Here is a 12,082-nt window from a genome sequence, read left to right on the forward strand (position 1 = left end):
GCGTGATCAACCAGGCTTGCGGCATGACGACTTACCCGAAGAACGCCCTGCTCCTCACCCTCGCCGCAGCCTCCGTCGCCGCCGGTCTGACCACCGCGAGCACCGCGAGTGCCGCGCCGGGGGCCGCCCGTCCCGCGCCGGCCGCCCCGCAGCTCCGTTGGCACGCCTGCGCCGATCCGCAGGCCCCCGCCGGCCAGGAGTGCGCCGAGCTGCCGGTCCCGCTCGACTACGAGGACCTCGACGGCCGGCAGCTCACCGTCGCCGTCTCCCGCATCCGCAGCGACCGCCCCGAGGCCCGCCGCGGCACGCTCGTCGTGCTCCCCGGCGGCCCGGGCGGATCCGGCGTACAGCGCCTGAAGCAGAAGGGCGACGCCCTGCGCCGGGAGCTCGGCGGCGCGTACGACCTCGTCGCCTTCGATCCGCGCGGTGTGGGCGCCAGCACCACCGCGACCTGCGGCCTCGCCCCCGAGGACCGGTACCTCACCAGCCTGCGGTCCTGGCCGGGCCCGAACGGTGAGATCACCGAGAACGTCGCCCGCTCCCGGCGCATCGCCGAGGCCTGCGCCCGCAACGGCGGGCCCGAGCTGCGCAGTTTCACCACCGCCAACCAGGTACGTGACATGGACCGCTTCCGCGAGGCGCTCGGCGAGCGCAGGCTCTCCGCCTGGGGCACCTCGTACGGGACGTACGTGGGGGCCGTGTACGCGCAGAAGTACCCGCAGCGCACCGACCGTTGGGTCCTCGACAGCAGCGGCGACCCCGACCCGAAGCGGGTCGCCCGCGGCTGGCTGGCGAACATGTCGCAGGGCGCCGAGGACCGCTTCCCCGACTTCGCGGCCTGGGCGGCCCACGTTGACCGCGACCGGGACGGCCTGCGACTGGCCGCGCGGCCGGAGGAGGTCGAGCCGCTCGTCGTCTCCCTCGCGGCAGAGCTGGACCGCGCACCGAGGGAATCGACGACCCCGGGCGTGCCCCTGACCGGCAACGGTCTGCGGCAGGCCCTGCAGAACGCCCTCTACAGCGACGCCGCCTTCGCTCCGTTCGCCCGGCTCGTCCAGGAGGCCGGGGACCCGGCCCGCAAGCCCGTCCTCCCGCGCGAGCTCGCCCAGCCCATCCCGGACCCGGACGCCGCACTCATGGTCGCCGTCATCTGCAACGACGTGGCGTGGCCGCACGCGTCCACGGCCTCGTACCAGCGCGCGGTCGACGCGGACCGCGCCCGCCACCCGCTCACGGCCGGCATGCCGGTGAACGTGCTGCCCTGCTCCTTCTGGAAGGACGCCCCGGCGCAGAAGCCGACCCGGATCACCGACGACGGGCCGTCCGACATCCTCATGCTCCAGAGCCGCCGCGACCCGGCGACCCCGCTCTTCGGAGCTCTGAAAATGCGCGAGGCCCTCGGCGACCGGGCCCGCCTCGTCACCGTCGAGCAGGGCGGCCACGGCCTGTACCTCGGCAACGGCAACGCGTGCGGCAACCGTGCCGTCACGGAGTTCCTGACCACCGGCAGGCGTCCGGCCCGGGACACGGACTGCGCGAACTGAGGACGACGCCCCGACAGTTGCTCGCGAACTTCGAACCCGGAAGTCATGGATGGCCTTTGAATCACAGGTAGATAGCTGATTACACCCCGCTGAACATCAGCTGAACATCTGTTACTGTGCCCGCGCTTGGTGTTCATCCATCGATCCGTCCTCCCTCGCGCGCCTCGCGTCCGAGGATGCTGCGAGGTGTCGCGTCCGTGCACAGCACTCCCTTCTCCCCGACCGAGGCCAGGTCCGCACGAGCCCGCATGGGCCTGTCCCCGACCCAGGTGGCCCACTTCATGGCCACCTGCGGCGCCCCCGTCCACCCGCAGCTGGTCCTGGCCTGGGAGCAGGGCTCCGAGATTCCCACCGACCGCCAACTCTTCGCCTTGGCGGACGTCTTGTGGTGCGAGGCGACGACGCTGATGGGCATCGAACCGCGCACCCTCGCCGAGCACCGGCTGGCCCGCCGGCTCACCGTGGAGCGACTGGCGTACCGCATAGGCATGGACCCGACCGAATACCGCGCCGCCGAAGCGGCCCAGCACTGGCACGGCGACGCCTGGCAGACCAGGGCGCTCGTGGACGCCCTCGGCCTGTCCCTGCGCAAGCTCATCGGGATCATGGGCCGGGTGGACGAGCTGGCGGAGCACCTGAGATCGGCCGTCGCCGGGCGGTGGAAGACGTACGTGGACCCGGTGGCGGAGATCGTCGTGGTGGACGCCACCAGCGTGGGGGACGCGCTGCGCACGATGCACGGGGAGTTCTCGCGGTTCTCGGAGCGGTACATGGGTCACCTCGTGGCACGCAACGACGACGCCCGGCTGAAGGAGATCGCGGCGGAGCGCGCCGCCTACCTGCGCCGACTCGTCGACCACTTCTGGGAGTTGATCGGAGAGGAGGGCGAGGCCTCGCCCTTCCCGCTGGGCGGGCGCTGACGGGCCGTCCGCCTGCGGCCGCGCCAACGGCCGCAGACCGCAGGCACGAGGAGACCGGAGCGGACCGGGAAGGGCTGACCGCCCCTCCCGGCCCTCGCCGCGACGGGGGTCGACAGCCCGGCTCAGTGCGCCGGGTGCGCCCCGAACTCCGCCTCCGGCGCCCCGTCTTCCGTCACCCCGTCCCAGTCGATCTCCATCGTGGTGCGGCGCGTGAAGACGTTGAACACCAGGTTCAGCGTGATCGCGGTGAGGGCGCCCAGCGTGATCCCGCTGTCGAGGACCGCCCGGAGGTCGTCCGGCATCCGCTCGAAGAACGGCGCCACCGTGGTCGGCAGCAGGGCGGCGCCCAGACTGACCGCCAGGATAAGGGTGTTGCGCTCCTCACGCAGATCGGCCTTCCCCAGGATCTGCACCCCGACCGCGGCGACGATGCCGAACATGGAGACCGCCGCCCCGCCCAGCACCGGGTGCGGGACCGACGCGACGAGGCTGCCCGCCTTCGGCAGCAGCCCCAGCACGACCATGAACGCGCCGGCCGAGACGACCACGTACCGGCTCATCACCTTCGACATGCGCACGAGCCCGATGTTCTCCGCGAACGCCACGTACGGGAACGAGTTGAGGACGCCGCCGAGGACCGTCGCCGCGCCGTCGGCGCGCAGCGCCCGGGCCACGGTGTCGGCGTCGACCTTCTTGCGGGTGATCTCGCCGATCGCGTAGACGTCCCCGGTGGTCTCCACCATGGTGATCAGGGCGACGACGAGCATGGCGACGATCGGGAGCAGCTCGAACCGCGGCATGCCGTAGTGGAAGGGCGTGGTGATCCCGAACCAGTCGCTCTCCCCGACCGCCGCGAAATCGGCGTCGCCGAAGAGCCACGCGACCGCCGTGCCGACGACGAGCCCGAGCAGCACCGCCAGGCTGCTCAGGAACGGCTTGCCGATCCGGGCCACGGCGAGGATGAACAGCAGGGTGCCCAGTGCGTAGGCGAGGTTCTTCGGATCCCCGTACGCGGGCGTGCCGATGAGGTGCGCACCGCCGGCGGCGTCCTGCAGGGCCACCGGGATCAGGGTGATGCCGATGATCGTGAGGATCGTGCCGATCACGACAGGCGGGAAGTACTTCACGAGCTTGCTGAAGAGCGGCGCGAAGAGGAAGGTCGCCGTGCCCGCTGTGATCACCGCCCCGTAGACGACGAGGAGGCCGGCCGTACCGCCGCCCGCCCCGATGCCTATGGCGATCATGGGCGAGACCGCGGTGAAGGTGACGCCCTGCACCAGGGGGAGCCGGGCGCCGACCTTCCAGAAGCCGAGGGCCTGGATGATCGAGGCCACGCCACAGGTCAGGAGGTCCGCGTTGATGAGGTGGACGAGCTCCTGGCGGGAGAGGCCCAGCGCGTTGCCGAGCAGGACCGGGACGATGACCGCCGCCGCGTAGAACGCGAGGACGTGCTGGAAGCCGTACAGGGCGAGCCGGGGGATCGGGAGCAGTTCGTCGACCGGGTGCGTGCGCGTGCGCGTCTGCGGGTGCGGGCGACGGGGGGACTGACGGGGCATTCGTGCCATCTCTGCCTTGCCTTCGCGAGGTAGGTGAATGAGAAGACAGCCGCCCTCCGGTCCTGGGTGACAGGACGGGGGCAGGCCGGCTCGTACCGAGCCGACGCCGGGCGGTGTTGCCGACGCCGCGTCGCTCTGCACTGCGTATTCATGTCCCGGGTGGGGGAGTGTCCTTCGATCGACGCATCGGATCCGTCTTTGATCTTTGGATCCGAAGGGGGGATCGACCGAGGGCGCTCACCATAGCCAAAGGCGGTGTTTCCTCGCGAGTAACCTGCCGCCCGGTCTCGGAGGCGCCGCCGCAGGTCAACCGGGGAGCCGGACGACGCCTGCGCTCCCCGGCGCGCCCCGGCCGACCGACGCACCGCGACAGGCGCCCCCGTCATCGCCGTGGCGCTGCGCAACCCTTATGACGCCGTCCGGCTTCCCGAGGTGACGGCGAGCGCGGCCCTCTCCTCGTGGAGCGACACCGAACTCCGGTGCGCGGCCCGGGATATCGCCGGCGCGGCAGCCGCCCGAGGACGCCTCCCCGTCGCCGTTCCACCGCTCTTCCCGCTCGGCCACGGCCTCCAATATCCATCCGTACTTGTGGGTACTGGGGCCGAATGGCGCCGGATTTGATAGTTCTGGACTGGTCCGGTGTGAGAATGCTGCGGGAAGGACACGGCATGTTCGATCTACTGCGCCCGGAGACGGTCGTGTGCCCGTTCTGCAAGGCCACCGCCGCCGACGGCGCGGTGCGGACCCTGCGGACCGGAGCCTGCTCGCTCTCGGTGACCTGGCACGCCGGCAACTGCCCGCATTACGCGGCCGACCGGATCCTCGCCGAGAAGGAGGGCTGAGCCGGGGCGGGCGTCAGGCCACCGCGCCGCTCGGTTCCGCCTCCGCCTCCCGGGCCGCCCGCCGGCGCAGGGCGTCCTCGTCGGTGTCGGCGTCGTAGGAGATCAGTTTCGGCAGCAGCGCGGCCAGCGCCGCCACCGAGGCCACGCAGGCCAGACCGCCGCTCCAGAAGGCCGGCCGGGTACCGGTCCATCCGGCCATCGTGCCCGCCCGGACCTGGCCCAGCTGCGGGCCCACGCTGTACGAGAGCACCTCGATCCCCGCGAGCCGGCCCCGCAGCCCCTCGGGGATCGTCTGGTTCCAGATCGTGGCGCGCGCCAGCCCGCTCAGCATGTCGCCGGCGCCCGCCACGGCGAGGCACAGCAGGACGACCCAGATGCCGCCGGACGCGCCCGCGGCCGCGATCGCCAGCCCCCAGACCGCCGCCCCCGCCACCACGAGCAGCCCGTGCCGCCGCATCCGGGACACCCAGCCGCTGGTCATCCCCAGCACGAGGGAACCCACCGCCCCCGCCGCGTACATCAGCCCCAGCGCCCACACCGCGTCCAGCTCGTCCGCGAGGAAGGGGAAGATCGCGTTCGGGAAGGCGAAGAGCATCGCCGCCAGGTCGACGGCGTACGTCCCCAGCAGCACGGGCCGGCTCCACGCGTACCGCGCGCCCTCGGCGATCCCGCGCAGCGACGGGCGCTCGGCGCCCCGCACCGGGGGAGCCGGACTGAGCCGCAGACACAGGAGCACCGAGACGAGGAAGCCCACGACGGTGATGGAGTAGGCCGAGGCGTACCCGGCGTACGCGACGACCAGACCGGCCAGCGCCGGACCCGCGATCGCGCCGAACTGGTAGCGCAGCCCGTTGAGCGCGGCGGCCGCGGTCAACTGGTCGTGCGGCACGATCCGCGCCATCAGCGAGTCCATGGCGGGCCGCTGGAGCCCGGACAGTGCGGACACGCAGGCCGCGACCACGTACAGCGGCCACAGCAGCGGATCCGGCAGGGCCGCGTTCACCAGCAGCACCAGCGCGAGCACCCCGAGTCCGGCCTCGGTCAGCAGGATCATCCGTCGCCGGTCGACCGCGTCGGCGAGCGCGCCCCCGTACAGCCCGAAGAACACCAGCGGAACCAGCTCCACCGCGCCCATCGCGCCGACGGCCAGCGGCGAGTCCGTCAGGTGCTTGATCTGCAGCGGCAGCGCGATCATGGCCATGAATGAGCCGAAGTACGTGACCGTCCCCTGGTAGAACAGCAGCCGGAAGTCACGGCCGGTCCGGAACGGGGCGAGGTCGGGCACAAGGGCGGCCAGGCGGGAAGTGCTCACGAGAGGCCATCGTCGGCGGGCGCCCGCGCTCGCGCAAAGGGTTTTCCCCGCCCGGACGCCGGACGCCGGACGCCGGACGCCGGACGCCGGACGCCGGACGCCGGGCACTGGACACGCCCGCCGGAGCATCCGCGGACCCGCCCCGGACGGGCGAATCGAGGGCCCCGCCCGTGGCAACGCGGGCCCGCTGTGGCATCCATGGACCATGCCGCCGGTGTCACCCTTCCTGCGTACGGCAGCGTCGTACGCCTGGCGCCTGCTGGTCGTCGGCGCCGCCGTTTACGCGGTCTTCGCCGTGCTGGGCCGCTTCCACGAGATCGCCGTGGCCCTCTTCCTCGGCCTCGTCGTCGCTGCCCTGCTGTGGACGCCCACCGGCCGCCTCGCCCGCCGGATCCCCCGCACGCTCGCCGTCGCCGTGACCCTCGTCGGCAGCGCGCTGCTGGTCCTGGGCGTGCTGACGCTCGTCGGCGAGGCCGTGGCGGGGGAGAGCACGACCTTGGCCCGGGAGTTCCGTCAGGGACTCGCCAGCATCGAGGCGTGGCTGGAGCGGCCGCCCTTCCGGCTGAACCCGCGCGCGCTCTCCGACGTACAGTCCCGGATCGGCGCGTACCTCTCCAGCCACCGCTCCACGGTGCTCAGCCAGGCGCTCAGCGGAGCCGGCCGGCTGGTGCACGTCCTGACCGTCCTCGCCCTCGCCGTCTTCTGCTCGGTCTTCTTCCTGCACGGCGGGGACCGGCAGTGGTCGTGGTTCTGCGCGCAGCTGCCCGAGCCGGCGCGCGCACGGGTGGCGATCGGTGGGCGGGCGGCCTGGCGCACCTTCACCGGCTACACCCACGGCATCCTGCTGGTCGCGGCGACGAACGCCGTCCTGGTCGGGGTGGCCCTGTACTTCCTCGGGGTGCCGCTGGCCGTTCCGCTGGCGGTGCTGGAGTTCTTCGCGGCCTTCATCCCCCTCATCGGCTCGCCGGTCGCGCTGGCGGTCGCCGCGGTGGTCGCGCTGGCCGCGCGGGGGCCGCTCGTCGCGGCGATCGTGGTGGCGCTGATCGTGGTCATCGGCCAGATCGAGGGCCATCTGCTGCATCCGCTCGTGATGAGCCGGGCGGTGCGGCTGCACCCCCTCGTGGTGGCGATCTCGGTGGTCGCGGGGGCCATCGCCGCCGGAGTGGTCGGCGCGGTGGTCGCGGTCCCGCTGGTCTCGGTGGTCTGGTCGGTGCACTCGGCCCTGCGCGCGTCCCGGCTTCCTGCACAATCGCCTGATGAGCCATGAAGACCCCTACCTCTGGTTGGAAGACGTATCCGGCGAGGCCGCCCTCGACTGGGTCCGGGAGCGCAACGCCGAGACCGTGGAGGCGCTGACCGGCGCCCCCGGGTTCAAGGTGCTCGAACAGCAGATGCGGGAGGTGCTGGACGACGACGACCGGATCCCGTACGTCGTCCGCAGGGGCCGCCACCTCTACAACTTCTGGCAGGACGCCGACCACGTACGCGGGCTGTGGCGGCGGACCACCCTTGAGGAGTACCGCACGGAGCGGCCGGCCTGGGAGGTGCTCCTGGACCTGGACGCGCTGGCCGAGGCCGAGGACGAGAAGTGGGCCTGGGCGGGCAGCAGCGTCCTGGCCCCCGAACACCGGCACGCCCTCGTCATGCTGTCGCGGGACGGCGCCGACGCGTGCGTCGTGCGCGAGTTCGACCTGGAGACCCTGACGTTCGTCGAGGACGGGTTCACGGTCGAGGAGGCCAAGACCCGGATCGGGTGGATCGACCACGACCGGATCTGGATCGGGACCGACTTCGGCCCCGGCTCGATGTCCGCGTCCGGCTATCCCCTCCAGGTGCGCCGCTGGCACCGCGGTACCCCCCTGGAAGAGGCGGAGCCGGTCTACGAGGGCCGGCCCTCGGACCTGTCCGCCACCGGATGGCACGACGACACCCCCGGCTTCGCACGTGACTTCGTCCACCGCCAGATCGACTTCTGGAACAAGGAGCTCTTCCTCCTCCCGGAGGATCCCGCCGGCCCGCCGGTGAAGATCGACGTACCGGACGACGCGGGCGCCTCCGTCCACCGGGAGTGGCTGACCGTCACCACCAAGGGGCCGTGGCTCGGCCACCCCGCGGGAAGCCTGCTCGCCTTCGACTTCGACGCCTTCCAGGCGGGGGAGCGGGACGCCGAGGTGCTGTTCACCCCGGACGAGCGCACCGCGCTCGCCGGATACAGCTGGACCCGTAACCACCTCATCCTCAGCACCCGCGCCGACGTCTCCTCGCGGATGGAGCTCCTCACCCCGGCGCCCGGCGGCTGGCTGCGGGCCCCGCTGCCGGGCGTACCGCCGCTGTCCACCGCCTCGGTCACCTCCACCGACCCGGACGTGAGCGACGAGTACTTCCACCAGGTCTCAGGCTTCCTCCAGCCGTCCACCCTCTACCGGGGCATCGCCGGCGGCGACGGTGAGAGCGTCAAGCAGAGCCCGGCGCTGTTCGACACCGCCGGACTCGGCGTGCGCCAGTACTTCGCGACCTCCGCGGACGGCACGCGGGTCCCGTACTTCGTCGTGGGTCCCGAGGACCGCCCCGGCCCGGGCCCCACCCTGCTCTACGGGTACGGCGGCTTCGAGATCTCCATGGTTCCGCAGTACAGCGCGCTCACCGGACGGGCCTGGCTCGCGCGGGGCGGGACCTACGTCGTCGCGGGCATCCGGGGCGGGCACGAGTACGGGCCGGACTGGCACCGGGCCGCCCTCGGCGCGAACCGGGTCCGGGCGTACGAGGACTTCGCCGCCGTCGCCCGGGACCTCACCGCCCGGGACATCACCACCCCGGCCCAGCTCGGCATCGAGGGCGGCAGCAACGGGGGACTGCTCATGGGCGCGATGCTCACCCGGGACCCGGAACTGTTCGGCGCGGTCGTCGCCCACGTGCCGTTGCTGGACATGCTCCGCTTCCACAAGCTGCTCGCGGGAGCCAGCTGGATCGCCGAGTACGGGGACCCCGACAGTCCGGCCGACCGGCCCCACCTGGAGCGGATCTCCCCGTACCACCAGGTCCGGGCGGACGGGCCGGCGTACCCGCCGCTGCTCCTGCTCACCTCCACCCGCGACGACCGCGTCCACCCGGGCCACGCCCGCAAGATGGCGGCCCGGCTGCGCGAGTTCGGGCATCCGGTCCTCTTCCACGAGCACCTCGGCGGGGGACACGCGGGCGCCACCGACCACCGGCAGACCGCCTTCAACGAGGCCCTCGTCCACACGTTCCTGTGGGAGCGGTTGACCCCGTCGCACTGATACGGGGCCGGGGGCGGGCCGGACACGACGTACGGCGCCCCGGGGAGCGGGACCACTGGGGTCCGCTCCCCGGGGCGCCGTGCCTGCGGTTCAGCCGGCAGGTCCTGCCGGTGGGCCGGGCGTCAGTTCTTGGCGTAGAAGCCGAAGGTGTCGACGAGCAGGTCCGTGGACTGGTAGCCCATGTTCCAGAAGTCGATCACGTTGTTGACGCCGGAGCTCGCCTGGACCAGGTTCGGGACGGTCTTGCGGTAGGTCCAGTTGAGGTTGGAGGAGTTCGGCGGCGTCGGCCAGGTCTCCCAGCCACCCTCGTAGGCGGCCCACGAGTTGGGGTCCGGGGAGACCGTCAGGAAGCCGGTGCCCTCGGGGTTGGTGACGGTGGCGTTGGTGACGAGCGCGGTGACGTTCGTGTCCCCGCCCGCGACCCGGCCGTAGATGTAGGAGCGGCCGTCGAGCGGGTTGCCCCACTCGCGGGTGTCGAACCAGCGGCTCGGGGCGGTGCGGATCAGCGCGCTCTCGCTCTCGGGGCTGTAGTAGCCCACGACGTCGACGATCACGTGGGTCCCGGCGCCGGCACCGTTGCGGATGCTGATCCTGCCGTCGGGGCCGATCGGGACGATGACCGAGTTGGCGATGGTCTGGCCCTGGCCGAAGTTCAGGTTCGACGAGGTCGGGGCCGCGCCGCCGGGGTAGACGGTCAGGTGGCCTTCCATGTTCGGCTCGTGGACGGTCACGTTGAGCGCGACGGCCTTGGCGCTCGCCGGGACGCCCCCGCGGCCGTGCACCTGGGTGCTGAAGCTGCCGTAGCCCGGGACCTTGCCCGTGCCCGTGCCGAGGCCCTCGCGGGTGTCGACGATACGGCTCGGGTTGAGCGAGGTGTAGCCGCTGGCGGCGGACTTGGAGAAGTAGCCGGTGACGTCGGCGATGAGGTCGAGCTCGCCGGCGCCGTGGTTGTAGATGTCCACGTAGCCGTTCTGGCCGACCGAGGCGATCACCATGTTCGGGACGGTCTGCCCCGGGGTGTAGTTGACGTTCGACGTGGTGGGCACCTCGCCGCCCTCGGCGTACACGCGGACGTGTCCGTCCTTAGAGGGGTTGGTGACGGTGACGTTCAGGGCCACGGCGGTCACACCGGCCGGGATCTGCGCGGCGCCGCCGACCTTGATGCGGGCGGTCCCGAAGGCGGGCACCTTCTTCGCGGCCGCGCCGATGCCCGCGCGGGTGTCCAGCAGACGGGTCGGAGCGTGCGGGGTGAACTCGTTGCCCGCGGTCGGCAGGACGATCTGGTTGGTGCCGCGGACCCCGCTGCCGTCGACCAGGGAGACCTTCACGGTGTAGACGCCGGCCTTGGCGTACACGTGGTTCTCTGTCAGGTTGGTGGGGCCGTTGGCGCCCACCTGTATCTGGCTGCCGTCGCCCCACTCGATGAGCACGCCGAGCGCGGTGCCCGGGTCGCTGGTGACGGCGAGCCTCAGCTCCACGCCGTGCGCGCTGACGGTGTCGGCCTCCAGGGAGACCGTCGGCTCGGCGGCGGCGCCCGCGGCCTGCGTGCCGCCCTTGGCGGCCGGGTGGACCGTCTTGGCAGCGGGGCTGGAGACGGTCCCTTCCTTGTACGCCTTGGCCGCGATCTTGCTCAGATCGAGGTCGGGAACGGACACCCCCCGGTGGTCTGTCCCCTTGGCGCCGTCCTGGCCCGTCGCGTGGGCGACACCCGGGACGAGTCCGACACCGGCCGCGACGATTGCGGCGGTGGAAAGCATGAGTCGGCGATTACGCACCGGCCCCCCCAATTTAGTTTTTGAACGTGATCAGGTTTGAAGCTCGCTCAGAGTACATAGGTGTGCTGCTTCCCGCGAGCCCTTTCTGATCAGGCCCTCGCGTTGTGTCCATGCCATGACATTTCAATCCGCGGAGTCCGTGCGGAGGCCCTCCACCCGCTTCTCGATCGCGGTGATCAGCGCCTCCACCCGGGCCAGGAAGATCTGCTCGTCCGTCACCTCGGCGAGTTGCGTGCTCAGTCGGGTGATGTTCGGGAACCCCTCCGCGTCGACCAGGCGGTACTCCCGGCTCCAGGAGGACTCGTCGGCCGCCCTGACGTCCGGGTCGAACAGCAGGTAGGCGGCGCGCTGGCCGACGTACGCGAGGAGCGAGTCGCCGACCATCCGGTAGTGGACGGCCGCCTCCGCGCCGTCGAGCCCGGCTTCCATGACGGCGCCCAGGATGAGCTCGACCACCCGGAACTCGTTGGGCCGCCGGGTGGTCCGGCTGGCCATGGTCGATCCGACCACCGGGTACTTCAGCGCCACCTCCAGCGAGCCGTCGGCGAGCGCCCGCAGCCGGTCCTTCCAGTCGAGCCCGTCGGGGATGCTGTCGAGCACCTCGCCGAGCGTGCGGTCGGCGACGGACAGCAGCAGCTCGTCCTTGTCGCGGAAGTGCCGGTAGATCGCGGTGGGGTCGGCGCCGAGCTCCTCGCCGAGGCGCCGGACGGTGAACGCGTCGGCGCTGCCGCGAGCCGCGATGCGCAGGCTCGCTTCGATGATCGCGTCGGGTGTGAGCTGGCTGCCCGCGCGCTTGGACCGGGCGGGTGCGTCGGATGACTTCGGCATGGTGGGGCCAGTGTAACGATGTGGAAC

The 12,082-nt window shown here is 72.0% G+C and carries 9 protein-coding genes; 5 read left to right on the forward strand and 4 right to left on the reverse strand.

Annotated elements, in window-relative coordinates; translation table 11 throughout:
* Positions 1-23 precede the first annotated feature (23 nt).
* Positions 24-1,544, forward strand: a complete 1,521-nt coding sequence (locus ACFYP3_RS11345) for an alpha/beta hydrolase (protein WP_388830280.1) — start codon at positions 24-26, stop codon at positions 1,542-1,544.
* Between the two features lie 197 nt (positions 1,545-1,741).
* Positions 1,742-2,464, forward strand: a complete 723-nt coding sequence (locus ACFYP3_RS11350; RefSeq protein ID WP_388830283.1) for a transcriptional regulator — start codon at positions 1,742-1,744, stop codon at positions 2,462-2,464.
* A gap of 122 nt (positions 2,465-2,586) precedes the next feature.
* On the opposite strand, the gene ACFYP3_RS11355 is transcribed toward ACFYP3_RS11350, so the two are convergent.
* Positions 2,587-4,020 carry a nucleobase:cation symporter-2 family protein gene (locus ACFYP3_RS11355; RefSeq protein ID WP_388830286.1) on the reverse strand — a complete coding sequence of 478 codons (1,434 nt, stop codon included), beginning with the start codon at positions 4,018-4,020 and terminating at the stop codon, positions 2,587-2,589.
* A gap of 668 nt (positions 4,021-4,688) precedes the next feature.
* Here ACFYP3_RS11355 and ACFYP3_RS11360 point away from each other — a divergent pair.
* Complete coding sequence (locus ACFYP3_RS11360; RefSeq protein ID WP_351291855.1) at positions 4,689-4,862, forward strand: hypothetical protein; 174 nt, start codon at positions 4,689-4,691, stop codon at positions 4,860-4,862.
* 13 nt (positions 4,863-4,875) lie between these two features.
* Here the strand turns inward: ACFYP3_RS11360 and ACFYP3_RS11365 are convergent, their stop codons facing one another.
* Complete coding sequence (locus tag ACFYP3_RS11365) at positions 4,876-6,174, reverse strand: MFS transporter (RefSeq protein ID WP_388830289.1); 1,299 nt, start codon at positions 6,172-6,174, stop codon at positions 4,876-4,878.
* Between the two features lie 205 nt (positions 6,175-6,379).
* Between ACFYP3_RS11365 and ACFYP3_RS11370 the strand changes: the two genes are divergently transcribed.
* Together ACFYP3_RS11370 and ACFYP3_RS11375 are read left to right on the forward strand one after the other, a co-directional pair.
* Entirely contained in the window at positions 6,380-7,441 is a 1,062-nt protein-coding gene (locus ACFYP3_RS11370) for an AI-2E family transporter (protein ID WP_388830292.1), read from the forward strand.
* Positions 7,431-9,452, forward strand: coding sequence for a prolyl oligopeptidase family protein (locus tag ACFYP3_RS11375; RefSeq protein WP_388830295.1), 2,022 nt, complete (start codon positions 7,431-7,433; stop codon positions 9,450-9,452). The genes ACFYP3_RS11370 and ACFYP3_RS11375 overlap by 11 nt, the downstream gene beginning before the upstream one ends.
* A 122-nt stretch (positions 9,453-9,574) precedes the next feature.
* Here ACFYP3_RS11375 and ACFYP3_RS11380 read toward each other — a convergent pair whose 3' ends face one another.
* Positions 9,575-11,209 (reverse strand): hypothetical protein, encoded by a 1,635-nt coding sequence (locus ACFYP3_RS11380; protein ID WP_388830298.1) that lies wholly within the window; start codon positions 11,207-11,209, stop codon positions 9,575-9,577.
* A gap of 141 nt (positions 11,210-11,350) precedes the next feature.
* Positions 11,351-12,055, reverse strand: coding sequence for a TetR/AcrR family transcriptional regulator (locus tag ACFYP3_RS11385; RefSeq protein WP_388830301.1), 705 nt, complete (start codon positions 12,053-12,055; stop codon positions 11,351-11,353).
* Positions 12,056-12,082: the final 27 nt, after the last annotated feature.

Origin of the sequence: Streptomyces sp. NPDC005533 (genome assembly GCF_042871845.1) — a bacterium.
In the GTDB taxonomy this organism is placed as follows: Bacteria; Actinomycetota; Actinomycetes; order Streptomycetales; family Streptomycetaceae; genus Streptomyces.